General features: G+C 64.7%; 24 protein-coding genes. 3 read left to right on the top strand and 21 right to left on the bottom strand.

Features of this window, described 5'->3' with window-relative positions; all coding sequences use genetic code 11:
* Positions 1–364 precede the first annotated feature (364 nt).
* The 5 genes from dnaG to ybiB all read right to left on the bottom strand — a co-directional run bounded on the left by dnaG (position 365) and on the right by ybiB (position 5600).
* Complete coding sequence (dnaG, locus tag IGS60_RS02925) at positions 365–2161, bottom strand: DNA primase (RefSeq protein ID WP_070223121.1); 1797 nt, start codon at positions 2159–2161, stop codon at positions 365–367.
* A gap of 130 nt (positions 2162–2291) precedes the next feature.
* Positions 2292–2744 (bottom strand): GatB/YqeY domain-containing protein, encoded by a 453-nt coding sequence (locus IGS60_RS02920; RefSeq protein WP_070287781.1) that lies wholly within the window; start codon positions 2742–2744, stop codon positions 2292–2294.
* Between the two features lie 196 nt (positions 2745–2940).
* The gene (gene rpsU, locus IGS60_RS02915; RefSeq protein WP_008451879.1) at positions 2941–3153 is read right to left on the bottom strand and encodes a 30S ribosomal protein S21; all 213 of its coding nucleotides are present in this window, start codon (positions 3151–3153) and stop codon (positions 2941–2943) included.
* A 183-nt stretch (positions 3154–3336) separates the two neighbouring features.
* Positions 3337–4551: an NAD(P)/FAD-dependent oxidoreductase gene (locus IGS60_RS02910; protein ID WP_230502264.1), complete on the bottom strand. Its 1215-nt coding sequence runs from the start codon at positions 4549–4551 to the stop codon at positions 3337–3339.
* A 56-nt stretch (positions 4552–4607) separates the two neighbouring features.
* Complete coding sequence (gene ybiB, locus IGS60_RS02905) at positions 4608–5600, bottom strand: DNA-binding protein YbiB (RefSeq protein WP_230502263.1); 993 nt, start codon at positions 5598–5600, stop codon at positions 4608–4610.
* A 159-nt stretch (positions 5601–5759) separates the two neighbouring features.
* On the opposite strand from ybiB, the gene IGS60_RS02900 reads away from it, so the two are divergent.
* Both IGS60_RS02900 and IGS60_RS02895 read left to right on the top strand, forming a co-directional pair.
* Positions 5760–6437: a hypothetical protein gene (locus IGS60_RS02900; RefSeq protein WP_230502260.1), complete on the top strand. Its 678-nt coding sequence runs from the start codon at positions 5760–5762 to the stop codon at positions 6435–6437.
* 149 nt (positions 6438–6586) lie between these two features.
* Positions 6587–7648, top strand: a complete 1062-nt coding sequence (locus tag IGS60_RS02895) for a 3-deoxy-7-phosphoheptulonate synthase (protein WP_070223112.1) — start codon at positions 6587–6589, stop codon at positions 7646–7648.
* 166 nt (positions 7649–7814) lie between these two features.
* Here IGS60_RS02895 and IGS60_RS02890 read toward each other — a convergent pair whose 3' ends face one another.
* A complete protein-coding gene (locus IGS60_RS02890) occupies positions 7815–8222 on the bottom strand; it encodes a nitrite reductase (NAD(P)H) small subunit (protein ID WP_230502258.1) in 408 nt (135 codons plus the stop codon).
* Between the two features lie 210 nt (positions 8223–8432).
* On the opposite strand from IGS60_RS02890, the gene tsaD reads away from it, so the two are divergent.
* On the top strand, positions 8433–9473 hold the full coding sequence (tsaD, locus tag IGS60_RS02885; RefSeq protein WP_099409665.1) for a tRNA (adenosine(37)-N6)-threonylcarbamoyltransferase complex transferase subunit TsaD: 1041 nt from the start codon (positions 8433–8435) through the stop codon (positions 9471–9473).
* Here the strand turns inward: tsaD and eutC are convergent, their stop codons facing one another.
* The 15 genes from eutC to IGS60_RS02810 form a co-directional block, all read right to left on the bottom strand.
* The gene (gene eutC, locus IGS60_RS02880; protein ID WP_230502257.1) at positions 9474–10247 is read right to left on the bottom strand and encodes an ethanolamine ammonia-lyase subunit EutC; all 774 of its coding nucleotides are present in this window, start codon (positions 10245–10247) and stop codon (positions 9474–9476) included.
* Between the two features lie 9 nt (positions 10248–10256).
* Positions 10257–11645: an ethanolamine ammonia-lyase subunit EutB gene (locus IGS60_RS02875; RefSeq protein ID WP_230502255.1), complete on the bottom strand. Its 1389-nt coding sequence runs from the start codon at positions 11643–11645 to the stop codon at positions 10257–10259.
* 86 nt (positions 11646–11731) lie between these two features.
* Positions 11732–13195 (bottom strand): TIGR01777 family oxidoreductase, encoded by a 1464-nt coding sequence (locus IGS60_RS02870; RefSeq protein ID WP_230502253.1) that lies wholly within the window; start codon positions 13193–13195, stop codon positions 11732–11734.
* Positions 13192–13836 (bottom strand): DUF4166 domain-containing protein, encoded by a 645-nt coding sequence (locus IGS60_RS02865; RefSeq protein ID WP_230502251.1) that lies wholly within the window; start codon positions 13834–13836, stop codon positions 13192–13194. The genes IGS60_RS02870 and IGS60_RS02865 overlap by 4 nt, the downstream gene beginning before the upstream one ends.
* Positions 13833–14387 carry a GbsR/MarR family transcriptional regulator gene (locus tag IGS60_RS02860; protein ID WP_230502249.1) on the bottom strand — a complete coding sequence of 185 codons (555 nt, stop codon included), beginning with the start codon at positions 14385–14387 and terminating at the stop codon, positions 13833–13835. The genes IGS60_RS02865 and IGS60_RS02860 overlap by 4 nt, the downstream gene beginning before the upstream one ends.
* Positions 14388–14454: 67 nt before the next feature.
* Positions 14455–15570, bottom strand: coding sequence for an acyl-CoA desaturase (locus IGS60_RS02855; protein WP_230502247.1), 1116 nt, complete (start codon positions 15568–15570; stop codon positions 14455–14457).
* A complete protein-coding gene (locus IGS60_RS02850) occupies positions 15567–16682 on the bottom strand; it encodes a sterol desaturase family protein (RefSeq protein WP_083287504.1) in 1116 nt (371 codons plus the stop codon). The genes IGS60_RS02855 and IGS60_RS02850 overlap by 4 nt, the downstream gene beginning before the upstream one ends.
* A complete protein-coding gene (locus IGS60_RS02845; protein ID WP_230502244.1) occupies positions 16679–17302 on the bottom strand; it encodes a phosphatase PAP2 family protein in 624 nt (207 codons plus the stop codon). Before IGS60_RS02845 ends, IGS60_RS02850 begins: the two co-directional genes overlap by 4 nt.
* Before the next feature lie 11 nt (positions 17303–17313).
* Entirely contained in the window at positions 17314–18609 is a 1296-nt protein-coding gene (locus tag IGS60_RS02840; RefSeq protein WP_230502242.1) for a F390 synthetase-related protein, read from the bottom strand.
* Positions 18606–19436 carry an MBL fold metallo-hydrolase gene (locus IGS60_RS02835; RefSeq protein ID WP_230502240.1) on the bottom strand — a complete coding sequence of 277 codons (831 nt, stop codon included), beginning with the start codon at positions 19434–19436 and terminating at the stop codon, positions 18606–18608. The genes IGS60_RS02840 and IGS60_RS02835 overlap by 4 nt, the downstream gene beginning before the upstream one ends.
* Complete coding sequence (locus tag IGS60_RS02830) at positions 19429–20466, bottom strand: NAD(P)-dependent oxidoreductase (protein WP_121670388.1); 1038 nt, start codon at positions 20464–20466, stop codon at positions 19429–19431. The genes IGS60_RS02835 and IGS60_RS02830 overlap by 8 nt, the downstream gene beginning before the upstream one ends.
* A 10-nt stretch (positions 20467–20476) precedes the next feature.
* Entirely contained in the window at positions 20477–21457 is a 981-nt protein-coding gene (locus IGS60_RS02825; protein WP_070287756.1) for a 3-oxoacyl-[acyl-carrier-protein] synthase III C-terminal domain-containing protein, read from the bottom strand.
* Between the two features lie 37 nt (positions 21458–21494).
* A complete protein-coding gene (locus IGS60_RS02820; protein WP_230502237.1) occupies positions 21495–22403 on the bottom strand; it encodes an ion transporter in 909 nt (302 codons plus the stop codon).
* A gap of 81 nt (positions 22404–22484) precedes the next feature.
* A complete protein-coding gene (locus IGS60_RS02815; RefSeq protein ID WP_070287752.1) occupies positions 22485–24236 on the bottom strand; it encodes a cation:proton antiporter in 1752 nt (583 codons plus the stop codon).
* Between the two features lie 106 nt (positions 24237–24342).
* Positions 24343–25584 (bottom strand): metal-dependent hydrolase, encoded by a 1242-nt coding sequence (locus tag IGS60_RS02810; protein WP_230502235.1) that lies wholly within the window; start codon positions 25582–25584, stop codon positions 24343–24345.
* Positions 25585–25596 lie beyond the last annotated feature (12 nt).

The raw sequence follows: 25596 nt of genomic DNA, 5'->3' as shown, positions 1-25596 counted from the left end.
CCGACTACGCAAATTCGACACTGTTACGTTACTTACACCTCATCGGCCACGATCCGCGGGAAGCGCAGCAATTCCTGTCCACCGGCTGTTGCCAGCCGTCTCGGCAAAAATTCCTGCATCGACCGCGTTGGGAGCGAGAGCCTGGCGCGGCTTGCCAGCGTCTGCGAGCCTTGCCCGCAACGCCGAAAGCGCCAGTTGGCCCTGGCTGCCGACACGATCCACCGCGCCGATCAAGAGCCTAACTTACTGAAAACAAATACTATTTACGAAACAGAACTAGCTTGCCAAAGCACACAATACTTAGCATTTAATTATAGCACGCGAAAAATGTTTTTCCAGTGCGCGCCATACCCTCAGGGCAAGGTTAGCGATTCACCAACTCGGCATCGCGTTCGCGTTCCAGCTCGCCCTGCTCCTGCATGATTTCGCGGTAGCGTACACCAATTTTCTCCGATGGCAAACCCGACGCAAACAATTGCTGCAATTCCGCCTTCAAGGCATTCAATTTGATCTCGCGGATGGTGCTCACCAGCCACGACAATTCGCTGTCGTAATCGGACTCCGTGCCGGCCGCGATCTCGCCGATGATCTCGTCGTATTCGCTGCCCAGCTCCTTCAACTGCTGCGCCAGCGCGGCAAAACTGCCGTGCTCGCCCAGCGCCTGGCCCACGGCCACCAGCTGCCCCAGGCTGTGCGCCGCATCGGGCCCCAGGTGCTGGAAGGCGGTCAGGGCCGCCTCGTCGATGCGCAGGGTCAAGGGCGGATGCGCCACCAGCATGCGCATGATCTTCAATTCCAGGCCCACGGGCACGGGGCGGCCCGATTTCGGCGGCGCGCGGTGCGCCACGGCAACGGGCTTGGCCAGCTCGAACAGGGCTTCGATCTCGGCCGGCGTGGACTGCGTCAGCTGCGCCAGGCCGCGCACGATCTGCAGGCGCAGCGACGACGGCGCCATCAATTGCAGCAGGGGCTTGGCGTCGAACTGCACGCGGGCGCGCCCTTCCGGTTCCGACAAATCATGCTCGCCCGACACTTCTTTCAGCAAGAACTGCGACAGCGGCATCGCTTCATGCACCTGCTGCTCAAAACCTTCGGCGCCGAATTCGCGGATATAGCTGTCCGGATCGTGTTCCGACGGCAAGAACAGGAATTTGATCGTTTTATTGTCCGTCACGTGGGCCAGGCTCGCTTCGAGCGCGCGGCGCGCGGCGCGGCGGCCGGCCTTGTCGCCGTCGAAGCTGAAAATCACGTTATCGGTCTGGCGCAGCAGTTTCTGCACGTGGGTGGGCGTACACGCCGTACCCAGGGTAGCCACTGCCTGCGGGAAACCCATCTGCGCCAGCGCCACCACGTCCATATACCCCTCCGTCACCAGCACATAGCCGGCGTCGCGGATGGCCTGGCGCGCCTCGAACAGCCCATATAGTTCGAAACCCTTGGAAAACAAGGGGGTTTCCGGGGAATTCAGATATTTCGGCTCGCCATGGTCGAGCACGCGGCCGCCAAAGGCGATGACCTGGCCCTTGGTATTGCGGATCGGGAACATGATGCGCTCGCGGAAACGGTCGTAGCGCTTGCGGTTGTTGCCCTCTTCATCGACCTTGTCGATCACGAGACCGGCCTCGGCCAGGGCCACCACATCGTAGTCGGGGAAGACGGAACGCAGGTTATCCCAGCCGCCGGGCGCGAAACCCATGCCGAAGCGAGCGGCCACTTCGCCCGTCAAGCCCCGATTTTTGAGGTAGGCGATGGCTTCCGGCGCGTGGCGCAATTGGCCCCGGTAATAATCGCAGGCCTGCGTCATGGCGTCGGACAGGGCCAGGCTTTGCGCCTGGATCTGCGCGCGCTGTGCCGGCGGGATCTTGTCGTCCGCTTCCGGCACGACCATGCCCACGTTTTGCGCCAGGTCCTTGACGGCATCGACAAAGCCCATGCCCGAGTATTCGATCAGGAAGCCGATCGAGGTGCCATGCGCGCCGCAGCCGAAGCAGTGGTAGAACTGCTTGGTGGGGCTGACGGTAAAGCTGGGCGACTTTTCACTGTGGAACGGGCACAAGCCCATGAAATTGGCGCCGCCTTTTTTCAGCTGCACATAGCGCCCCACGACATCGACGATATCGACGCGGTTGAGCAAATCGGAAATGAAGGATTGAGGTATCACTGGCGAGGGCGGGTCTTGTTATAGGTCAGACTATACTACCGCACGTGGCCTGAGGTTGAGCCAGGTCAACGTGTGGGCTGTTTAACAGGCTGCCAGCGCGACGGCTGGCAGCCCTTGCTACTATTGTTGCTTACGCGGCCGGCGTCAAGGCTTTCTTGACCAGCGCGGAGACCACGGTCATGTCGGCGCGGCCGGCCAGCTTCGGCTTGACGATGGCCATGACCTTGCCCATGTCTTGCGGACCGGCGGCGCCCGAGGCGGCCACGGCGGCAGCCACTTCGGCCGCCACTTCTTCATCCGACAGACCGGCAGGCATGTAGCCGATCAGGTGCACCAGCTCGGCTTTTTCGATGTCGGCCAGGTCGGCACGGCCACCGGCTTCGAACTGGGTGATCGAATCCTTGCGCTGCTTGATCATCTTTTCCACGATGGCCGTCACGTGGGCATCCGTCAATTCGATGCGCTCGTCGACTTCCTTGCGCTTGATTTCCGCCAGCAACAGGCGAATCGTGCCCAGCTTGCCCGCTTCCTTGGCGCGCATGGCGTTTTTCATGTCTTCGGTAATTTGTTCTTTCAAGCTCATGGCAATCCTCGTTGGTCAGTATGGGAACGGTGCTCGTGCGCGGCCAGAAACAAGTACGGGCCACAAAAGCGAAAACCCGCTGCGGCGAACCGGAGCGGGTATGCGACTCATCTGAAGTATCACTCCAGGCGAATCAAAACAAAACCCGTGGCGAACAATGCGCCGAACTACCCGGGTTGGTTCTGACTGAACAGTCTTAGAATAATTTTTTCGGCAGTTGTTGGCTGCGGATGCGTTTGTAATGACGCTTGACAGCAGCTGCCAGCTTGCGCTTGCGCTCAGCTGTTGGCTTTTCGTAGAATTCGCGAGCGCGCAATTCGGTCAGCAGACCCGTTTTTTCGATGGTGCGTTTGAAGCGACGCATTGCGACTTCGAACGGCTCGTTTTCTTTAAGGCGAATAGTGGTCATGTAAAATTCAAACCGTTGAGGTGGTGTATAGGAAGAGATAGATAGTAGCAGCTTTTATTCGGAAAGGGAAGCCCCTCCCCCACTTGCGTGCGGCATGCAGCCTGCGGTCGCTGCCGGAATGTGGCGTAAACCACGCACCGGGATCGGCGCACCGGGCGCCAAAACCCCATATTACAGAGTAGCTTACTGCAAGGCAATACCTGCCGCCACGCCGGAAGCCCAGGCCCACTGGAAGTTGTAGCCGCCCAGCCAGCCCGTCACGTCGACCGACTCGCCGATGAAATACAGGCCCGGCACTTTATTGGCCATCATGGTCTGCTGCGACAGTTCGCGCGTGTCGATGCCGCCGCGCGTCACTTCCGCCTTGCGGTAGCCTTCGGAACCGTTCGGCACGATGGACCAGGCATTGATGGCCTGGCCCAGCTTGCGCAACTGCGCGTCGGGCATGTCGGCGATGCGCGCGTCCGGCGCCAGTCCGTTCGTGGCAAGCAGGCAGTCGGCCAGGCGCTGCGGCAGCCATTGGGCAACGATATTGCCCAACTGCTTCTTCAGTGTGCCCTTGCCTTCGATCAAGGTCTGCGCCACATCGACTTCCGGCAACAGGTTGATGACGATGGGCTCGCCCGGCAGCCAGTAGCTGGAAATCTGCAAAATCGCCGGACCGGACAGGCCGCGATGCGTGAACAGCAAATCTTCGCGAAAACGCGCGCCCGTGGCCTTGCGGCCTTTCAGGCTGCCCGTTTCCACATCCACTTCCAGCGCGATGCCGGACAATTCCGCGAACGGCGCCCAGCTGGCCGGGTCGAACGTCAGCGGCACCAGGGCCGGACGCGGCTCGACCATTGCCAGACCGAATTGCTTGGCGATGCGATAGGCAAAGTCGGTGGCGCCGATCTTCGGGATCGACAGGCCGCCCGTGGCGATGACGATGCTGGCCGTTTCGATGTCGCCGCTGTCCGTCTGCAGCACGAAGCCGCCGTCGTCTTGCTGAACAACATTGTCGATCTTGCATGGCATGCGCCAGTGCACGCCGCCAGCAGCGCACTCGTCCTTGAGCATGTCGATGATCTGCTCGGCCGATTCATTACAGAATTGCTGGCCCTTGTGCTTTTCGTGGTAGCCGATCCGGTATTTTTTCACCAGCGTGAGGAAATCCTGCGGCGTGTAGCGCGACAGTGCGCTCTTGCAAAAGTGCGGGTTTTCCGAGAGGAAATTTTGTGGGGTGGCGTTAATATTGGTGAAATTACACCGTCCGCCACCCGAGATGCGGATCTTTTCGGCCAGCTTGGCCGCGTGATCGATCAACACCACGCGCTTGCCTTGCTGGGCGGCAACAGCCGCACACATCATGCCGGCCGCGCCCGCGCCGATCACTGCCACATCAAATTGTTTTGCCATAAGAATTCCGGTCACCGCTGAGTACAAAGACGCCATTGTAAACTGCGGCGGCGCGGCTAGCGCGGCCGTGCCGCAATCTGCCGCGATGTCGTCAAGCATTGCTCCACCTGTTCGGCGATCGACGGCGGCACGGGCACCTCGCCGCGCAGCACGGCCGCGATCCAGGCCGCCGTAGTGGCCGCGTCGCGCTCGCCCGGCAAATGCGGCAACTCTTCCACCAGCAATTGCTTTTCCACCAATACCGTGCGTTCGCCGTCGTGGAACCAGTCGATCTGCTGCGCCTTGTTGGCGTTGGCCACCGTTTCGCCTTCCGTGCCGCGCATCAGGAAGGCGTCGCCGCGCGCGGGATCGCAGGCAGTCAGGAAATATTCACCGAGCATTTCCAAGTATTCGGGATGCGTGTACGACACCAGGCGCAGGGCGGGCCCGGCGAACGGCTGCATGATTTTCACGAGGGTATGCGTGGAATTGCGCACGCCCAGCACGCGCCGCAGCGACAGCATGTGCGCCAGGCGCGGCGCCAGCGCCTCGATGGGCAGGAAGGCCGCTTCGCCGCGCGCCATGGCGGCCTCGGCTTGCGCATGGTCCGGCGAGGCGGGCACACCCAGCGCGGCCAGCACCTCGGCCGTCGTGATGCGGCCCGGGTCGCTGGTGACGCCATGCACGAGCACGGGTGCGCCCGCGCGCGCCAGCAGCAGCGCCAGCAAGGCCGTCAGGTTCGCCATCTTGCGCGCGCCGTTGTAGCTGGGAATGATGATGGGCGCGAATTCGCCTGCCGGCGCGGCCAGCGGGACGAACGAGGCTTCGGCAGCGTCGAGGAAGCCGGCGATCTCGTCCACGGACTCGCCCTTGATACGCATCGATAACAAAATGCCGCCCAACTCCAGGTCCGACACGCGGCCCTCGAGCATGGCGCGGTACAGGGCGCAGGCATCAATGCGCGTCATACTGCGCGCGCCGTTCTTGCCGCGTCCTATTTCTTTAATGAAACGTGCAGCGGGAAATGGCTCGCCGGCCACGTCGGTATGGGGGATGGAAACAGTCGTCATGGCGCCAGCTTACACGGATTTTTCCCCGTGCAGACGGGCTGGCGGATGCCATAGGCGCCGATGCAACAGTCTTTCCAGCTATTTTTTTGATGAATGTGCTTCGCGCCTGCATCCAAACGCGCCGCCGCTGCGTATAAGACTGCACAGGGGGAACTCATCATGGAACACGCGATCAAACAGGAAACGGCCTTCGTCGGCATCGAAACGGGCAAACTGCTGCTGAAAGCCGTGCTGCGCTCGGGCGGCGATGTGCTGTGCAAGGTGCTGGAAAACGACGTGGCCGGCTACCGCTGGCTGCGCAGCTGGCTGCAAAGGAACGACGTGCCCGTCATGGGCTTGCGCGTCTGCATGCGCCTCGACGCCCCGTACAGCGAGACGCCAGCACGCATGCTGGCCGACATGGGCATGCTGGTCTGCGATGCCCAGCCCGCGCAGCTGGCAGACTATCTGCGCAGTCAAGGTTTGCCCGAGGATGCGGCGCACGGCGCCGTGGTGCTGGCCAATTACTGCGAGGACAAACGCCCCGCTGGCTGGACGCCGCCCTCGCCCGCCTACGTGGAACTGCGCTTGTGGCTGCGCCGCCTGCATGCCATCGCAGGCGTGCGCAAGCAGGAGTCGGCGCGCCTCGACGCCCATCTGCAGGCTGGCCAGCATGCGCTGCACGCCCTGTTGTGCCAGCAAATCGCTTGTCTGGACGCACAGATACGCCAGCATGAAACGGCCATCCTCGCGCACGTGCGGCGCCATCCCGGCCTGCCCCGGCCGCCCGAGCTGGCTGGCAACTACCAGCGCGTCGCCCGCTACAGCGTTGGCACCAGCCTGGCCAGCGGCCATTGAGCGTCCGAGAGCATGGGGCCGGCGGCGTGCCGGCCCTGCCATAAAAACAACTCATGCATTCCGTTTTGGCCCCAACCCCGCCGCCAGGCCGCATTTCCGCTACACTATTGCCTCTTAAAGAACGCAATAGCGAAAGCCGAGCCAGAATCATGAATACGCCAGACATCGAAAATATCAACGTCACCTCTTTCGCGCCCATGCCGACACCGGCCGAACTGCACGCCAAGCTGCCCCTGTCGGAAAGCGCCTTCGACACCGTCAGCCGCGGCCGCGAAGCGCTGCGCAACATCATCGACCGCAAGGACCAGCGCCTGTTCGTCGTCGTCGGTCCGTGCTCGATCCACGACCCCGTCGCCGGCCTCGATTACGCGCGCCGCCTGAAAGCGCTGCAAGAGGAAGTCAAGGATACGATGCTGCTGGTGATGCGCGTGTATTTCGAAAAACCGCGTACCACCACGGGCTGGAAGGGTTACATCAACGACCCGTACATGGACGATTCGTTCAAGGTCAACGAAGGCATGGAAAAGGCGCGCCAGTTCCTGCTCGACGTGTGCGAACTGGGCCTGCCCACCGCCACCGAAGCGCTGGACCCCATCTCGCCGCAATACCTGGGCGATCTGATCGCCTGGACCGCCATCGGCGCGCGCACGACAGAATCGCAGACGCACCGCGAAATGTCGTCGGGCCTGTCGACCCCGGTCGGCTTCAAGAACGGCACCGATGGCGACATCAGCATCGCCGTCAACGCGATTTTGTCGTCGGCGCACCCGCACTCCTTCCTGGGCATTAACGCCGAAGGCAACGTCGCCATCGTGCGCACGCGCGGCAACGCGTATGGCCACGTGGTGCTGCGCGGCGGCGACGGCCGCCCGAACTACGATTCCGTCTCGATCGCCATCGCCGAACAGGCACTGGCCAAGGCCAAGCTGCCCGCCAACCTGGTGGTCGACTGCTCGCACGCGAACAGCTATAAAAAGCCGGAGCTGCAGCCGCTGGTGATGGGCGACGTGGTCAACCAGATCCGCCAGGGCAACCGCTCGCTGGTGGGCGTGATGATCGAATCGAACATCGTCGGCGGCAACCAGAAGATCCCGCAAGACCTGTCGCAACTGACCTACGGCTGCTCCGTCACGGACGGCTGCATCGACTGGGATACGACGGCCACCATGCTGCGCGACGCGCATGCGCACCTGCTCAATCGCCCGGCGTAAAACATTACGGCCAACGATGTTGTCGGATTACGGCCCTGTGGGCCTAATCCGACCTACCCGGCTGGCCGCGTCAATACGTAGGTCGGCTTAGCGCGTAGCGCGTAAGCCGACACATCACTGCAGACAAAGAACGGCGCCCTGTGCGCCGTTTTTGCTTTTCCCTTCATCACGCCATCTGCACATGCGGCAGCACGGCGAACGATCCCGCCAGCGCCTGCTCCGCCTTGCTGGCCGGGATATTGAGTTCATTGACGTCCAGGTAGACGCGCCCGTCGAGGATGCGCACGGCGTACATGCGCGCCATGCCCTGCACGGGCGCCACCAGGCGGCCCGAATCGAGCTCGATGATCCAGCCGTTCTTCGGCCCCATCAGGTTTTTCTCCATCAGCACCCCCTGCGCCAGCGGGCCGCCCAGGCAGGGCACCGTGTCGAGCAGCGCGTAGACCGTATCATCCACCGCGCGAAACAGCGCCACGCCGGGCAAATCCTGCCACGCCAGCCCCCGCTGTACCATGCGCGCGCCCGCCAGCGGCATGTCCTTCAGGCGGCAAATCATTTTCCATTGTTCCGGCATCGCAAGCTCCCTTGAAAAAGGCACACGCTTGCCTAAGCAAGAGCGGTGCCAGTACCGGTACAGGCGCAAAGCAGTCGGAATCGCGGGCAAAACCGGCACGCGCCGCACTGCGCAAGTGCACACTGCCGCCGAAATGGTGCGCCGGCCGCACGGTGGACTGCCCGGCTTTCCTTTACAATGGCGGATTACTCCTCCCTATTCAGTACCTTCATGATTGTTCTTGGCGTCGAATCCTCCTGTGACGAAACCGGCCTGGCCTTGTACGACACGCAACGCGGCCTGCTGTCGCACGCCCTCTATTCGCAAGTCGCCATGCACGAGCAGTACGGCGGCGTGGTGCCGGAACTGGCGTCGCGCGACCATATCCGACGCGCCATCCCGCTGCTCGAAGAGACCCTGACGAAGGCCGGCATCGGCCTGTCCGAAATCGATGCCATCGCCTACACGCAGGGTCCGGGACTGGCCGGCGCGCTGCTGGTGGGATCGTCCGTCGCCTGCAGCCTGGGCCTGGCCATCAACAAGCCGGTGCTGGGCATCCACCACCTGGAAGGCCATTTGCTGTCGCCGCTGCTGGCGTCCGAGCCGCCGGAATTCCCCTTCATCGCCCTGCTGGTGTCGGGCGGCCACACGCAGCTGATGCGCGTCGATGGCGTGGGTCAGTACACGATGCTGGGCGAAACCCTCGATGATGCGGCCGGCGAGGCGTTCGACAAGTCGGCCAAGCTGCTGGGACTCGGTTACCCGGGCGGCCCCGCCATTTCGCGCCTGGCCGAATTCGGCGACCCGCTGGCATATAAACTGCCGCGCCCCATGCTGCACTCGAAGGATTTCAACTTCAGCTTTTCCGGCCTGAAGACGGCCGTGCTGACGGTGGTGAAAAACCATGAAGAAAAAGTCATCGCCAATATCTGCGAGCAGGACAAGGCGAATATCGCGCGCGGCTTCGTCGACGCCATCGTCGACGTGCTGACGGCCAAATGCGTGTCGGCCCTCAAGCACACGGGCTTGAAACGCCTGGTGATCGCCGGCGGCGTGGGCGCCAACGCGCAGCTGCGTGCCTCGCTCAACGCGGCCGCCGCCAAGAAGCGTTTTAAAGTGTATTACCCGGAGCTGGAATTCTGCACCGACAACGGCGCCATGATCGCCTTTGCCGGCGCCATGCGCCTGCAGATCAACCCCGACGCCGCCAAGCACGATTACTCGTTCAACGTGCGCCCGCGCTGGCCGCTCGACGAAATCCGCGAAGTCTGATCACGCCAGCAGGAAGTTGCGCGCGCCCGCCAGGGCCGCGCCCTCTTCCACCGTTTCATCCTTCAAGTCCACGCCCGACAACTGCCGGCTGAACGCCTGCGACAGCAGGTAGTGCAGCCGGTACGCGGCCGGCGCATACGCCAGCCCCTCGGGGCGCACGTTCGAGATGCAGTTGCGGCGCTCGTCCAGCAAGCCCACTGTCGGCGCCCACGTCAGGTACAGGCCCAGGCTGTCCGGGGAACTGAGGCCCGGCCGCTCGCCGATCAGCACCAGCACGGCCCGCGCTTTGATCAATTCGCCCACCTCGTCGCCGACGGCCACCCGCCCCTGCGCCACGATGTGCAGTGGCGACAACGTCCATGCTTCCAGCGCCAGCCGTGCGCGCAAAGCGGCCAGGAACGGCGCCGCGTGGCGTTGTATCGCCAGCGCCGACAGGCCGTCGGCCGCCACCAGCGCCAGGTCCACTCCCGTCGTACCAGCGGCCAGGCGCGCCCGTGAAGCATCGTCGAGCCGGCGCCCCAGGTCGGGGCGTTGCAGATAGTCGGCACGCGTGGCGGCGGCGCTGTGCAGATGCACGCTGGCTTGCCCCTGCGCGGCCAAGTCGCGCGCCAGGGCTTCGCCATCGAGGGCCAGGTGCACGGCGTCGCGCGCCTGCGCGTGGGCCAGCTGGAACGCCAGCTGCGCCCTGGTCGGCACGCTCACGCCGCGGCGTCCCAGCGCGATGCGCGCCGCCGTATGCGCGCGCAGCGTTTGCCACGGGGTTTTCTCGTCCATGTATGCTCCCTAATCGTCCAGGCGCAGCAGGGCCGCCTGGAAGGCCGGCGCCAGCGCCACGTTCAGATTTCCCTGCGCATCCGTGATCTGCATGCGTGCCAGCCAGGCCGCGAATTCGGGCGCGGGACGCAGGCCCAGCACGCGGCGCGCATACAGGGCGTCGTGGAACGAGGTGCTCTGGTAGCCGAGCATGATGTCGTCCGCGCCCGGCACGCCCATGATGAAATTGCAGCCGGCCACACCCAGCATGGTCAGCAAGGCATCCATGTCGTCCTGGTCCGCTTCCGCGTGGTTGGTGTAGCACACGTCGCAGCCCATGGGCAGGCCCAATAGCTTGGCGCAAAAATGGTCTTCCAGCCCCGCGCGCATGATCTGCTTGCCGTCGTACAGGTATTCGGGGCCGATAAAGCCCACCACGGAATTGACCAGCAGCGGCTGATACGCGCGCGCCACCGCATAGGCGCGCGCCTCGCACGTCTGCTGGTCCATGCCGTGGTGGGCGCCGGCCGACAGGGCGCTGCCCTGCCCCGTCTCGAAATACATGACGTTGCTGCCCACCGTGCCGCGCCCCAGCGACAGGGCCGCCGCCTGTCCCTCGGCCAGCAGGGCCAGGTCGATGCCGAAGCTGCGGTTGGCCGCCTGCGTGCCCGCCACCGACTGGAACACCAGGTCGACGGGTGCGCCGCGACGGATCGCCTCGAGCGTATTGGTGATGTGTGTCAGCACGCAGGTCTGCGTGGGAATTTGATATTGAGCTATGACGGCGTCGAGCAGGTGCAGCAGCGAGACCACCTGCGCCACATTGTCGGTGGCGGGATTGATGCCGATCACGGCGTCGCCGCTGCCCAGCATCAAGCCATCGAGCATCGATGCGGCAATCCCCGTGGCGTCATCCGTCGGGTGGTTCGGCTGCAGCCGCGCGGACAGACGCCCTTCCAGGCCCAGGGTATTGCGGAAAGCCGTGACGACACGGCACTTGCGGGCCACCAGCACCAGGTCCTGCAGGCGCATGATTTTCGAGACGGCGGCCGCCATTTCCGGCGTGATGCCGGCGGCCACCTGCGACAGCGTGGGCGTGTCCGTCGCGTCGTCGAGCAGCCAGTCGCGAAAGTCGCCTACGCACAGATGGGAAATGGGCGCGAACGCGGCGCGCGCGTGGGTGTCGATGATCAGGCGCGTGACTTCATCGCCTTCATACGGCACCAGCGCCTCATTGAGAAAGGTTAACAGCGGCACCTCGGCCAGCGCCAGTTGCGCCGCCACCCGCTCGCGCGCGCTGGCGGCCGCCACGCCGGCCAGCACGTCGCCCGAACGCGGCGGCGTGGCCTTGGCCAGCAGCTCCTTCAGGCTGGCAAACTGGTAAACATGACTGTCTATCGTATGGCTGAAGCGGGGCATGGATTTCTCCTGTGGGGTCAGACCCGCCGGGTCTGACCCCGGAGCATGCCTATTCTACGCCCGGAGCAACGCGATACCACCCCACGTCACAAACTGCGCAGCGCCCCTTCCAGCTGCGGATAACGGAAGCTGAATCCGTCGTCCAGCAGGCGGCGCGGGGCGACCCGCTGGCCTTCCACCAGCAAGTCTGCCTGCTCGCCCAGCAAGGCGCGCATGACGAAGGCCGGCGTGGGCACGACGCTGGGGCGGTGCAGCACGGTGCCCGCCACCTGGGCAAAGCGGCGCTGCTCGATCGCTTCCGGCGCGCAGAAGTTATACGCGCCGCTCACGGCGCCCTGTTCGCTGCGGCGCGCCAGATGGGCGATGGCGCGGATGACGTCGCGCACATGCACCCACGTGACCCACTGCTTGCCGCTGCCCAGCGGGCCCCCCACGCCGAAACGGACCGGCAGCAGCATCTGCGGCAGCGAACCCTGGTGGCCGAAGACGAGACCGAAGCGCATGCAGCCCACCTGCACGCCAAATTTCTCCGCCTGGCGCGCGGCCGCTTCCCATTCCTGGCACAGCTGCGACATGAAGATGGCTTGCGGCGCGCTCTCCTCCGTCAATTCCGTCGCGTCGCCCTGCGGCTGCACGCCGTAGTAGCCGATGGCCGACGCCGACAGCAGTACCCTCGGCTTGTGCTGCGCGCGGGCGATCCACGCCACCAGGTCCTGCGTCAGCGCCACGCGGCTGCGGCGCAGGGCCGCCTTGCGCGCATCCGTCCAGCGCTTGCCGACGATGCGCGCGCCGGCCAGGTTGACCACCATGTCGATGCGCCGTGCATCCGCCAGCTCGTCGAACGACCGAATGCAGCGCACCTGGCCGTTAAACGTCCACGCGGCCTGTTTCGGCTGGCGCGTCAGCACCGTCACCGCATGGCCGTCGGCCAGCAAGGCGCTGACCAGCTGCTGGCCGATGAAACCCGTGGCGCCCGTCACCAGCACGGACTGCGGCGCGGCGGCAAAATGCAGGCGCTCCTCTTGCTCCGCTGTCTCCTGCACCTTGCGCCGTCCCAGCTGCCACACGGCATACGCGTCGCGCAGGCCGGACAGGCCCACGCCCACGCCGCACAGGGCGAGGAAGACGCTGAGCCAGCCGTACGGCTGCCATACGAGGGCCGTCGGCAAGGTCGCCCATTCGCTGCTGTTGAGGGCCAGCAGGGCGATGAAGGCGCCCGCATTGATCGCCAGCACCGTGTGCGTGACCCGCTCCGTGGCGGGCAAGAGGCGGGTCTGGTCTTCGACGACGAAATCCCACAGGGTCAGCACGATTTCCACGCCAAACACGATCACCAGCACCCAGGCCCAGGCGCCATGCCATTCCCAGGCCGCCAGGCCCACGAACAGCAGGCTGTAGATCAGCGCGCGCGTGGCATGGATGGTCAGCTCCAGGCGCGCCGAGGCCTTTTGCGGCAGCGCCTCCGTGATTTCATGGTGATAGATGGTGTCGAAGGCGCCCAGGCAGCCTTGCGCCGCCATCAGTTGCAGGGCCAGCAGATGCGTATTCATGGTGTCTCCTTGTGGGTTTCCGGTGCGGCGGATTCGCGGAACACGCCGACCTGGGTAAACGTGGTGCCGAACAGGGCGTGGCGGATCTCGATGCGGATATTGAACTGCTGCGGCGTGTCGTTGCGGTGGCACAGATACGTCTTGCCGGGCGTGAGCACGCCGGGCAGCGGCATGCGCCAGCCGAAAAGATCCCAAAAATAGCCATCGCTGGTGAAATGCAGATTGCCATCCTCGACGTGCAGCACCAGCTTCATGCCCAGGCCCATGCCCACGTATTCGAGCACTTCGCCTTTTGCGCTTTCGGCCATGTAGGACGTGAAGCGGATCGGCGCGCGGCCATGCAGGCGGTAGGTGCGCTGCTTGAAGATGAAGGGGCAGCCGGGGCGCGAATACACTTCGATATCGACGGGGAAGTCGTGATCGTCATGCGGGATCAGGGCGCCGTCGATGAAGGGGCGCGTGAGCCAGCCCAGCACCTTGCCCAGGCGCGAGCTCGTGAGCTCACTGAGCTCGCCCCGGTAATACAGGGGCTGGCCCGGCGCGGGATTTTTCTCGAAGCGGCGGCGGATGTCCGGGTGCAGGGCGAGCCATCGCTCGCCCATGACCTTCTTGAACAGCTCTCCTTCGGAGGGGCCGCTCATGCTTTTCCCTGCTTGCCCGGCTTGTCGTCCGGGCTGAGGAACTTGGCCACCTTGCCGCCCATGGATAGCATGCGCTGCAGGGTCGCCGGCGGCAGGTTTTTATAGTCGCTGTAGGTGGCGCTGAGCATTTCCAGGAAGGCCAGCACTTCGCCCATGCGCGCCAGCGTTTCCGGCGGTATCGCCGCATCGTGCTCGCCCTCGATTGCGCATTCGCGCAGCACCGTCAGGGTGGGGTCGATCTCGCGCCGCTTGCGCTCTTCCATGATGACGCGGAAGATTTCCCACACATCCTGCAGGGCGAGGAAATGGTCGCGCCGGTCCCCCATCACGTGCGTGATGCGGACCAGGCCCCAGCTTTGCAATTCCTTCAGGCTGTTGCTGACGTTCGAGCGGGCCACGTTCAGGCTGGCCGCGATGTCTTCCGCCGTCAGCGGTTCGTTGGCCAGGAACAGCAGCGCGTGGATCTGCGCCACCGTGCGGTTGACGCCCCAGCGGGTGCCCATTTCCCCCCAATGGAGAATGTACTTCTGCGTGGTCGGACTCAATTCCATGGTTTTCTCTTATTTCTGTCGTTACAGAAATGTAAGACGAAACAGAATCCTAGTCAAGCACGATTCGTCAGGACTGGGCGGGTGGCTGGCCCATGGCGCGCAGAAATTGCTGCTGCGAGGCGTGCAGCTGGCCGTAACCAAGTTCGCGGTACACAAGGCCGTGGCGCGGGGCCAGTTCGGCCAGGATGCGCGCCAGCGCCGGGTAGTGGCGGTGGCTCCAGGTGGGGAACAGATGGTGCGTCAGGTGCAAATTCAATCCGCCGAGCCAGTAACCGAGCCAGCGCAACGCGCGCGGCTTCGGCGTCCAGTCGCAGGCCGTGTAAAACGTGTGCTGGTACCAGTCGTGCGGCAAGGTGCCGTCCTGCCCCGGCTGGAAAAACTCCACTTCAGCCCAGTGCGTGCCGAGGATCAGCGCCACCAGCGCGCACGAGGCGAGCATCTGGCCCACGAAATACGCGCCCAGCACCACGCCCCAGCCGATGCCGTGCTGCTGCAGCACCCACATGGGCAGCGCCAGCACCAGCGCCACGTGACCGAGCTTCCAGCCCAGGAACGACAGCCAGCCGCGCCAGCCCTGCAAGCGGCTGTGCGCGGCCACGGGCGTCTTGCCGAAGCGGTCCAGCCAGTCGCCATACCAGTTCAGATACGGCAGCGACAGGGCCGCCACCACGGGCCAATACAGGTATTGATAGCGGTACTGGGGCGCCCAGCGTTGGAACGGCGTCTGGCGCAGGAAGGGGTTCGGCTCCGTATCGAGGTCATAGCCTTCCACGTTCGCATACGTGTGATGGAAATGCACGTGGCGGATGGTCCAGAAATCCGTGTCCACGCCTACGGGCAAGCCCACGAGGCGGATCAGGATGCGATTCAGGCGTCCCTGGCGGAAGACGGCGCTGTGGGCCGCGTCGTGCAGGGTATTCATGGCCAGCGCCATGGCCGCGACCAGGCAGGCGACATAGCTGGCGACAAACGGCCAGGTGCTGCCGGCGCTCAAGGCCAGCGCATACAGCCCCGCCGTCAGCGCGGCCAGGAACACGGTTTTCGCGTGCAGGCGCCAGTCGCCGAAGCGGTGCTTTCCCTCGCTGGCCAGGTAGGCGTCGGCGCGCGCGCGCAGTTCGCGGCGGAAGGCGGAATCACGGGCGGGCTGGAAGCGCAGCGGCGGCAGGGAAGGCACAGGCGTCACGCGCGCGTCCCCGCCGCGGCCGGCCACCACAGGCGGCGCGCGCCGTCGAGGCCATGCGCCAGCAGCGCGGCCAGGAACACCATGCCCCACACGTCGCGCGCGCCATACCAGCCCAGATACAGGGCCGGCATGGCCACGGCGATGGCGACCCAGGCGATGGCGCCCCAGCGGCGCGCATCCGACAGGCCGCCCAGCGCCAAGGTGCCGCCAAAAATCAGCGCGAACAGGATCGCTTGCTGCGCGCCGGCCAGCACCGCTTCGTGGTTGACGTAATAGATCACGAGGCCAAACAGGATCACGCCGCCGATGCCGATGAACAGTTCGGGCACCTCGAAAGTGCCGCGCGACTGCCAGTGGGGAAAGCGCGCGCGCAGCCACTTGAACAGCTTGCCGTTGCTGGCCAGGAGCGGATTATGCGTTTGCGTCATGCCCTTCACGCCATAGCGCATTTCCACGCCTTCGAGTTCGGGCTGGAAGCTGCCGAACAGCCTGTCCCACAGCAGCAGGGTACCGCCGAAATTGCGGTTGATGTAGCGTTTGTCCGTGCCATGGTGCACGCGGTGGTGCGAGGGCGTGACCATGAAGCTATCGAGAATGCCGGACTTGTTCACCAGCGCATTGTGGTTATAGAACTGCACCGTGTAATGCAGGGACGAGACGACAAGGAAGATTTCCAGCGGCACGCCCAGCACGGCCAGGATGGCGATGAAGGGGAAATTCGTCAGCGACGAATACCAGGAATTGCGCACGCCCAGCGACAGGTTGAAATGCTCGCCCTGGTGGTGCACCACGTGCACGGCCCACAGCAAGGGGATCTTATGGTGCAGCCGGTGCATCCAGTAAAAGCACAAATCCCAGGCAAAGAATGCGAACACCCACTGCGCGGCCACGGGCCACTGGTCGACGATGTGCAGGTTCACATGGCGCAGCAGCAGGGCGAAGGCCGCCACTTCCACGCCGCGGAACACCCACATCAATATGTGGCCGGAATTGAGGTTGAAGATCACGTCCTTCCACGGCACGGGGGTCTTGCGTACCCATTTGAGGATCAGCAATTCGGCCAGCACGAAGGCCAGCATGACAAGGAAAGAGAGGGCAAAGGGGTTCATCATGATGCGGTTTCAGTAGAAATGACGCGGTGAGCAGTCCAGAATACCTGCATTTTCGCCAGCATGCCGCCAGCGATGCCGACCAACAGGCCGGCGGCCAGGTCGATGCTCACGTGCCGGCGCAGCGCGATGATGGCGTAGCAAATGGCCACGCCCAGCACCAGCGCCAGCGCGGAGCGCAGCAGATGGCGCTTGTCGCACAAGGCCCACACGCACAGCAATGTCAGGGCGCCATGCAGCGAGGGCAGGCAATTTTGCGCGGAGTCCGCCGCCTGCAGCATGCGCAGCGCCTGCGTGCTCCAGGCACTGCCCTCGCCCACGGGCGGATACGCGAGCGTCGTCGGATACAGCAGGAAGACCACGCCGCACATGACGGCGGAAAGCGCCATGGCGCGCGCCAGCCAGCGCACCCTCGCCGCATCGGCCGCCAGGTAGGCGTACGGAATCAGGATGAAGAACGACAAGTACAGCCAGATGGCGGCGTCCGTGTAGGGAATGGCGCGGTCGAGCGCCGTTTCCGGCAGCAGCACGCCCTGCCCTTGCAGCAGGTCGCTGGAAAAATACACGAGGCCGACGCTGCCCCAGCCGGCCAGCAAATGCAGCAGGCGGCAGCGTACGGTCATGGAAGAAGGATTCATGCAGTCGCAAGGCGCCGGATGCGGCGCCGTTTCATGGTGGGGTCAAAGGGAGGCAATTCGCCGCTCGTCGTCCAGGCCAGGCTGTCGACGGCCACGGCCAGGCCGCGCAGCACCGTTGCCAGGTGATCGCGCAAGGCAGCCAGGCCAGCGTCGTCGAGGGCCGCATGCAGCTGCAGGGCGCAATCGCCCGACTGCAGCAGGCGGTAGTCGGCGTCCGCCGGCAAGGCTTGCGCGAACGCGCGCGTCAGCACGTCGGCAAACACGGCGACGGCGGCGCCGCCGCGTGCAGACGGAAGCAGCAGCATGTCGTCGCAGCGCCCTTCGATGCCGTCGATGGCGCGCGTGGCGCGGCCGCACGGGCATGGCGTGGCGCGCGCGACCAGGATATCGTCCAGGCGATAGCGCACGATGGGCTGCGTGATGCGCGTGAAATCCGTAATCACGGGCACAAAACGACGCTGTTCCGCATCGAGCCATTGCGGCTCGATGTGCACGTATTCCTCGTTCAGGTGCAGCACGCCGTGTTCGCAGCTGCTGGCGAGGAAACCCTCGGTCGCCTGATAGATTTCATGCACGGCGCCGAACGCCTGCACGATCAGCGCGCGGTCCTGCGCTTCCAGCACTTCAGCCACGGAGATGACTTTTTTCGGCGCCAGCACCAGGCTGCCGTCGATGACGCGCAGCGCCAGCTGGCGCAGCACCTGGGCCGGCGCGACGATGACGGACGGTTGATAGTGCGCCAGCTGCGCGCACAGGCTGTCGAACGGTGCGAACAGGTCGTAAAAGGCAAACGTGAGCCACGGCGAGCGCACTGCCGTGTACAGATTGCTGTTCGCGCGCAGGAACAGCGCCACCTTTTCGCCGGAAAACAGGCCGTCGGGCAGCGCCTTGGCCAGCATCACGCCCGCCCATTGGGCCTTTTCGCGGGGGCTGACGGTAAACACGGCGCGTCGCGACGACGTGCCAGAGGATAGCCCCACCGTGATGTCGCCCACCGCGGGCGTGAAGTCGCGGCTATGCTCGGCCGCCATGGCCGCGTCCATCGCCTGCGCCAGGGTGACGCCCTCGGTGTTCATGGCGTCGAAATGCTCGAGCATCAAGGCCTTGTTCATCGTCGGCCACCGCGCCAGCGGCAGATCGCGGAACGGGGCGAAGTAAGCGCTGCGCGCGCACAGCACGTCGATGAAACGGGCCAGTTGCTCCCGCTGGTAGGCGTCGAGCTGCGCGCGGCTTGCGAAACGCAGGCGGCGCGTGCGCCAGTACGACAGCAACAGCCAGAAAATTCGCTTCACGGGCGGCCCGCCACTGGCAAATAATCGTTGCTGTCTTCATGCGTGATGCGGATCTGCGCCTGGCCCGACTGGTGCAGCTGGTGCAGGCGCTTCAACGTCTCATAATACGGCGCGCGCTTGTGCTGGATAAGGAACGACAGTTCCGACGGTCCGCGCAGCTGCTGGAAGCTTTCCGGCACCCAGGCCGCGTCGGACGCCAGCAGGGTCCAGCCCCCGTCCTGCAGCACGAAGGCGCCCAGGTGGCCGATGGCGTGGCCGGGCAAGTCGACGATGTAGATCTCGCCCGTGCCGCTGACGTCGCGCCCGTGCGTAAACGGCAGCAGGGCCGCCGGCAAGGCCGTCTCGGGCACGCTTTCCACGAAATCCAGGCGGTCAGAGATATCGTTCGGCAGCAGCTCGGGCACGAAGGCCTGGCGCACGGCGGACACGCCGGACAAGCCGCGCACGGCGTCCCAGCCCGTTTTGGAGGCCATCAGCCGCGCACCGGGAAAATCGCGCAGGCCGGCGATATGGTCGGCGTGGAAGTGCGACAGCAGCAAGGTGTGGATGTCGCCGGGCGATACGCCATGCGCGCGCAATTGGCCATGTAGTGACTCGTTCTCGTCGAACGAGATGGGCGTGACCCACGCATACATGCGGTAGACGCCTTTCGACGTGGCGGCGCGGAAGTGCTCGGCATACCCCGTGTCCCACAGGTACAGGCCCGCGCGCGTTTCGATCAGGTAGGCGCGCGAAGGGAAGCAGCGGCTGGCCAGCCCGCTGCCTTTCAAGACCATGCACGACGGATGGGTGCAGTGGCCGACGCGAAATGCGGTGATGCTAGCCATTGCGCTCCTTGCCCACCTTGTGCGCCGCCGCTTCCTGGCGCATCCACTGCGCCGTGCGGGCGATGCCGTCCTGCAGGCTGACGACGGGACGGTAGCCGAGCACCTTGCGCGCCTTGGCGTTATCGAGCGTCATGTCAAAACTGAGCGCGCCGATGCTGTAGGGCGTCAATGAGGGCTCGCGGCGCGTGAAGCGCGAGGCGAACTGCATCAGGCGCGCCGCCAGCGCCAGCACGCGATAAGGCACGCTGACGATTTCGAACGGCTGCTGCAGATGGTCGCAGAACAGGCTGCGCAAGATGTCGCACAGGCGCGCCGGCTCGCCGTTCGTGATGTTGAAGGCGGCGCCCGAAGCGATGGTCTTGTGCACGGTGGCCAGCCACATCGCGTGCACGACATTGTCGACATAGGTGACGTCGATGGTGGCCGCGCCGCCATTGGGCAGCGGCAGCTTGCCGCCGCGCTCCTGCAGCACCCTCGCCAGGCGCGGGATCAGCACCTGGTCGTGCGGGCCGAAGATGGCGCGCGGGCGCAGGATCACGCACGTCATGCCGCGGTGGCGGTCGACGCACTCCTGCACCAGTTTTTCCGCCATCGCTTTCGAACGCGCGTACGCGTTGACGAAAGCGTCGGGGCGGAAGGTTTCCGGCACCTCGTAGCGGTTGCGGTAGTCGAAATAGATGGCCGGGGTGGAGATGTGCACGAAGCGCGCCACGTGCAGGCTGGCGGCCGCGCGCAACAGCTGGGCCGTGGCCGTGACGTTGGCGGCGATGAAGTCGCGCTCCGCGCCCCACGGCGAGGACAGCGCGGCGCAGTGCCAGACGGTGTCCATGCCGCGCACCAGCTCGTCGACCTGGCGCGGCGTAGCTTGCGCCAGGTCGAGCGCCACGAATTGCGCGCCCATGCGTTCGAGCTCGCGGCCCACGGCGGCGTTGCGGCCCGTGGCGCGCACTTCCACGCCCTGCGCCAGGAGGGTGCGCACGGCATTGCGCCCCAAGCCGCCCGTCGCTCCCGTGACCAGTATCCGCCTCATCGCACCACCTTCACAGGTCAAGAATCATGCCGCCGATGGTCAGGCCCGCGGCCGTACCCATCATCAGCAAACGCTGGCCTGCCACTGCCCGCCCCGTCATCACCGCCTCGTGCAGGGCGGTGGGCAGGGACGCGGCCACCTGGTTGCCATGCGTTTCAAAGATCTTGATGATTTTAGCATCGGGAACGTCGAGGATGCGCGCCGCATGCGCGAGGCCCAGCGGGCTGGCCTGGTGCGGCACGACCACGTCGATTTTATCCAGTCCCGCGCCCGATTCCTGCATGAGTTCCGTCAGGAAATCCGGCATCACCTTGACGGCCAGGCGGAACACGGCCTTGCCATCCATGCGGAACAGGTAGTCGCCCGGTTCGCAGCCGTTGCGGGGGTTGCGCTCGGTACCGCCGCCGCGGATTTCGCAGTAGCGCCGCCCTTCCGGATACGTGCCCATCTTGTAGGCGCGGATGCCGGCGCTGCCGTCACCCCGCTCGACGATGACGGCGGCGGCGCCGTCGCCAAAGATCATCGACGCTTCCGGTTCGCTCCAGTCGACCCCGCGCGAGGCCAGGTCCGACGAGACGATGGCGATGCGGCGGTAGGCGCCGCCGGCCAGCATGGACGCGGCCACGCGGAAGGCGGCCATGAAACTGAGGCAGCTGGCGTTGACGTCGAAGCTTTGCGTGCCTGGCGGCAAACCGGCATGTTCGGCCACGAAGCAGGCCGTATTCGGCAAGGCTTGCTCGGGCACGCCGCAGGCGCAGATCAGCAAGTCGATGTCGGCCGGACGCAGGCTGGCATTCTTCAGCGCGTCGAGCAGGGCGGCGGCGCCCAGCTGGCTTTGCGATTCATCGGGCGCGGCGACAAAGCGCGACAGCACGCCGCTCTTGCGCAGGGTATAGCCATCCGGATGCCCCAATTTCAGGTCCAGGCTGGCGGAAGTCACACTATGCGACGGCAAGGCTTTGCCCGTCGCGATCAGGCGAACTGGAATCATGTTGGCCTTAACAAAGTAAAGTAAATAGGGTTATGAATTAATCACGTGCCAGCGGCGGCAATGCAACCCCGCAGTTCTTGCAGAAATTGGCATCGTCATCGAGCCCTTCTTTCAGACACGTGGGGCAGGTACGCGTGGTGACCAGCTTGGAGCTGCGCTGCACCGTCATTTCGGCACTGATAATGCCGGTAGGCACGGCCAGGATGCCCCAGCCGAGCAGCATCATCAGCGAAGCGATGGTGCGCCCGATGTCGGTGCGCGGCGTGATATCGCCGAAACCGACCGTGGTCATGGTGCTGATGGCCCAATAAATCGACGTGGGAATACTGCTGAAACCGTTATCGGGCCCTTCCACGACATACATCACAGTACCCAGCAGAAAGACCACCATCATGACAAAAGACAAGAAAATGAGGATCTTGCGCCGGCTGGCCAGCAAGGCCCGCCCCAGCACCGTGTATTCATGCACATACGACGTGAGCTTGAGGATACGGAACATGCGCAGCAGCCGCAAAATGCGCACGTCGATCAGCACGTGCGCACCCGGCAGCAGCAAGCCGATGTAGGTCGGCACGATGGCCAGCAAGTCGATGACGCCGAAAAAACTCTTGGCGTAGCGCACCGGATGCTGCAGGCACGACAGGCGGGCGAAATATTCGATGGTAAATAAAATGGTGAAAAACCATTCGAGCGCCGTCAGCCAGGCGCCGTAGCGCTCGGCCACGGAGGCGACACTGCTGAGCACGACCACCGTCACGCTGATCAGGATGGCGGCGATCAGCAGCAGGTCGAAGGCGCGGCCCGTGCGCGTTTCCGCCTCGAAAATAACGGTGTACACCCGCTCGCGCCAGCCCCGCTCGGGCTTGCCAAATTTTTGCTGCGTTTCCTGCGCCGCCAGTTGCTGCGGCGTCAGGGGTGCCGCGCCGCTCTTCGTCGCGGCTTTCATGTGGGTAGTGTGCTCATATACTATTATTGTATAGATAATTCACAAAGCACGGCGACACGCACGTTTGTGCGAAGGTTTTCCCTACGACAATTTTTTCGCCAGCAGCACGGCATTGCGCCGGTCGCGCTCCGCTTGCACGATGTCCGTCGTGCGCGCTTCCGACAGGCCCACCGTGTGCAGCACGGTGGCCGTCAGCTGCAGCGCCGACTCCAGCGCCTCGGGCACGACCAGGGTGGCGCCCGCCTGGATCAGGGCCACCGCATGCGCCTCGTCGCGGGCGCGTGCATACACGGGCAACTGCGGATATTCGCGGCGGATCGATTTGACGGCATGCAGCACGGAGGCCGCATGGTCCATCGTCAGCACGACGGCTGCGGCCCGGTCGGCATTGACCTTTTGCAGCAGTTCCGCGCGCGACGCATCGCCGAAATACACGGGAAAGCCGCGCGGATGCAGGGTCGTCACCAGCCGTGCATCGTTTTCAATCGCCACATAGGCGATATCCTGCTCCGTCAGCACCTTAGCCAGCAACTGCCCCACCCGGCCGAAACCGGCGATGATGACGGTGCTGCCCTGCGGCGGCAGCGCGCCGTGCGCCAGGTCGGCCAGCTGATGGTGGTGGCGCTGTTCCCACCAGTTGCCGAAGGCGCGCGCCGCCTTGGCCAGCGCCGGCGTGGCGAACAGGCTCAGGCCCACCACCAGCATGACGAACTGCGCCACCTGCGGGCCGATCAGCTTGGTACCGAGCGCATACGCGACGACGATGAAGGCGAATTCGCCGCCCTGCCCCAGCAGCACGCCCGTTTCCACGGCACGCCCCCAGTGAAAGCCGCCGATGCGGAAAATCACGCTGATGACGAGGGTTTTCAAGGCAAACAGGCTCAGCACGGCCAGGGGAATCAGGATGGGCGACTTGAGGATTTCGCGCACGTCGATCTGCATGCCCACCGACATGAAGAACAGGCCCATCAGCAAACCCTTGAAGGGCTCGATCGTCACTTCCACTTCGTGGCGAAATTCCGTTTCCGCCAGCAGCAGGCCGGCCAGCAAGGCGCCCAGCGCCATCGACAAGCCCGCCAGGTACGTCAGGCCCGCGATGCCGAGGGTGCTGAGCAGGGTCAATGCCATGAACACGTCGGGCTGGCGTTTCTTGACGAAAAACTGGAACAGCGGGCGAATCACGCGGCGGCCCAGCAGATAGATCAGCAGGATGGCGCCCGCCGATTTCACGGCCGCAAAGCTGAGCAGGTACGCCAGGTCGTCGCTGCGCCCGCTGGCGAACACGTCGATCAGGATGAACAGCGGCACCACCATCAGATCCTGGAACATCAGAATGGAAAAGCCCGCCTGGCCGGCCGGCGTCTGCAGGGAGCGCTGGTCCGTGAGCAGCTGCATCACCACGGCCGTGGACGACAGCGACAGCACCAGGCCCAGCACGATGGACGCTTCCAGCGACAGGCCGAAGTAATACGCGACGCCGCCGATCAGGCAGGCGCTGACGGCCACCTGCCCCACGCCCGCGCCGAACACCCAGCGCCGCAGCGCCCACAGCCGTTCCGTCGACAGTTCCAGGCCGATCATGAACATCAGAAACATCACGCCCAGCTCGGCCAGGCCGCTGACCTGCTCGGCGCGCACGAAGGAAAAATACGTCAGCCATGGGAAGTCGCCGGCCCACAGGCCGAAGCCGAACGGGCCGAACAGGGCGCCCACGGCCAGGAAGCCGAGCACCTGGTTGACTTTCAGGCGTTGCAATAGCGGAATAAAAATCCCGGCCAGGGCGAGAAACAGCAGGGTTTCCCGCAGATACGGTAAGGCGTGTTGCTCTTCCAAGATAATCCTAACTCAATGACATCCATGCCGAATTGATAATTGTCGCATGCTGGGCGACAGAGAAGTATGGGCACACATGATATTTTTCCACAAGGCAACAAATCCGCTACGGGCGCGCCGCTGGCGGCGCCAGCATGTCGGCACGGGGGCGGTCCCAGCCCGGCACGTAGGCGGGACACGGCCTGCCACGGAACTGCTGCAGCTCGACGGTCGTGAAATTGGACAACATGCCGGGGTTGAAACGCACGTCCGTCAGCTTGTCCGCATTCAATCGGGGCATGCGGGCAAAGCGGAACCAGGCGTCGACATAGCAATTTTCTTCCTGCAGCGCACGCAGAGCGGCCAGGCTGCCCGCCGCCTGGGCGGAGACGGCGATACCGGGCGCCAGTTGCCGTCCTTGCTTGCTGGTTTCCGCCAGCCCGGCCGGACAGGCGGCGGGCGCCAGCGCTGCGGGCAGCAGGCTCAGGGTGCCGCGCCGCAGGGTGTACACGTCCGTCTTGCTGTCGAGCGAGACATAGATCCAGCACAGGGGATTGCTGGGAAACGCCGTCATCGCCACGTCCCACACGCGCGTGCCCGGATCGAGCCGCTGCACGGCCGCCTCGATGCGCGTACGGCCGATGGCCGACGCCACGCCCTGCGTGCCGATAAACGTGGCCGCCAGCGCGAAGGCCAGCAGCAGCGGTCCCCGCCCCCGCTCGCCGGCCCGCCCTTGCAGCACGGCCAGCACCAGGCCCAGCGTCAGCAGCACGGCCAGCGCGGCGGGCGCCAGGTAGGTTTTATAGGTAAAGAAGCACAGGGCCGCCGCCAATCCGGCCAGCAGCACGCTTTTGACGATACCGTAGCGCAAGGACATGATCACGGGCACGCCCAGCAGCACCCAGAACATGGGTTCGACAATGAAGACCATGTCGCCATACAGCCAGCGGCTGTTGAACGGATAAAACGGGTGCAAGCCATAGGAATTGAGGAAATCCATGCCCATGTGCAAGCAAAATCCCAGCAGCAGACAAGCCGCCAGACCGATGCGGGCGGGCACGCTCTCCTTGAGCAAGCGCCGCGCGCCGGGCCACAACAGCCACAGCAGGGCCAGCAACAGCAGCGCCTGCGGCAAGGCCAGCAGCAAGGTATGCGTGTGGCCACGGTGGTGCAGCATGTAGCCGAACGGACGCGGCAGCAGCCTGGTCAGCACCAGATCCAGGTCGGGCGCGTTGCTGGCAAACCAGGCCGTAAACAGAAACAGCGCACGCCGGGTGCGCTGTGCGGGGGCTTGCGGCTCGGGCGGCAGGCTGCGGTGTACCAGTTCGCCGACCCCGAGGCCGATGACCGAATGCGTAATATTATCCATCGGGCAATTTTA

The organism is Janthinobacterium sp. FW305-128, from assembly GCF_020858135.1.
Taxonomy (GTDB): Bacteria; Pseudomonadota; Gammaproteobacteria; order Burkholderiales; family Burkholderiaceae_D; genus Janthinobacterium.
The sequence above is the reverse complement of the archived record's forward strand: the minus strand, read 5'-3'. Positions and strand labels throughout refer to the sequence as shown.

Excerpts from the sequence above, each read along its gene's own strand:
- IGS60_RS02820 (WP_230502237.1), bottom strand. The coding sequence starts at position 22,403 with ATGAAAGCCGCGACGAAGAGCGGCGCGGCACCCCTGACGCCGCAGCAA.
- IGS60_RS02920 (WP_070287781.1), bottom strand. The coding sequence starts at position 2,744 with ATGAGCTTGAAAGAACAAATTACCGAAGACATGAAAAACGCCATGCGC.
- IGS60_RS02895 (WP_070223112.1), top strand. The coding sequence starts at position 6,587 with ATGAATACGCCAGACATCGAAAATATCAACGTCACCTCTTTCGCGCCC.
- IGS60_RS02870 (WP_230502253.1), bottom strand. The coding sequence starts at position 13,195 with ATGAATACGCATCTGCTGGCCCTGCAACTGATGGCGGCGCAAGGCTGC.
- IGS60_RS02865 (WP_230502251.1), bottom strand. The coding sequence starts at position 13,836 with ATGAGCGGCCCCTCCGAAGGAGAGCTGTTCAAGAAGGTCATGGGCGAG.
- IGS60_RS02835 (WP_230502240.1), bottom strand. The coding sequence starts at position 19,436 with ATGGCTAGCATCACCGCATTTCGCGTCGGCCACTGCACCCATCCGTCG.
- IGS60_RS02825 (WP_070287756.1), bottom strand. The coding sequence starts at position 21,457 with ATGATTCCAGTTCGCCTGATCGCGACGGGCAAAGCCTTGCCGTCGCAT.
- IGS60_RS02830 (WP_121670388.1), bottom strand. The coding sequence starts at position 20,466 with ATGAGGCGGATACTGGTCACGGGAGCGACGGGCGGCTTGGGGCGCAAT.
- IGS60_RS02845 (WP_230502244.1), bottom strand. The coding sequence starts at position 17,302 with ATGACCGTACGCTGCCGCCTGCTGCATTTGCTGGCCGGCTGGGGCAGC.
- ybiB (WP_230502263.1), bottom strand. The coding sequence starts at position 5,600 with ATGACGACTGTTTCCATCCCCCATACCGACGTGGCCGGCGAGCCATTT.
- rpsU (WP_008451879.1), bottom strand. The coding sequence starts at position 3,153 with ATGACCACTATTCGCCTTAAAGAAAACGAGCCGTTCGAAGTCGCAATG.
- eutC (WP_230502257.1), bottom strand. The coding sequence starts at position 10,247 with ATGGACGAGAAAACCCCGTGGCAAACGCTGCGCGCGCATACGGCGGCG.
- IGS60_RS02850 (WP_083287504.1), bottom strand. The coding sequence starts at position 16,682 with ATGATGAACCCCTTTGCCCTCTCTTTCCTTGTCATGCTGGCCTTCGTG.
- IGS60_RS02875 (WP_230502255.1), bottom strand. The coding sequence starts at position 11,645 with ATGCCCCGCTTCAGCCATACGATAGACAGTCATGTTTACCAGTTTGCC.
- IGS60_RS02810 (WP_230502235.1), bottom strand. The coding sequence starts at position 25,584 with ATGGATAATATTACGCATTCGGTCATCGGCCTCGGGGTCGGCGAACTG.
- tsaD (WP_099409665.1), top strand. The coding sequence starts at position 8,433 with ATGATTGTTCTTGGCGTCGAATCCTCCTGTGACGAAACCGGCCTGGCC.
- IGS60_RS02910 (WP_230502264.1), bottom strand. The coding sequence starts at position 4,551 with ATGGCAAAACAATTTGATGTGGCAGTGATCGGCGCGGGCGCGGCCGGC.
- IGS60_RS02900 (WP_230502260.1), top strand. The coding sequence starts at position 5,760 with ATGGAACACGCGATCAAACAGGAAACGGCCTTCGTCGGCATCGAAACG.
- IGS60_RS02890 (WP_230502258.1), bottom strand. The coding sequence starts at position 8,222 with ATGCCGGAACAATGGAAAATGATTTGCCGCCTGAAGGACATGCCGCTG.
- IGS60_RS02860 (WP_230502249.1), bottom strand. The coding sequence starts at position 14,387 with ATGGAATTGAGTCCGACCACGCAGAAGTACATTCTCCATTGGGGGGAA.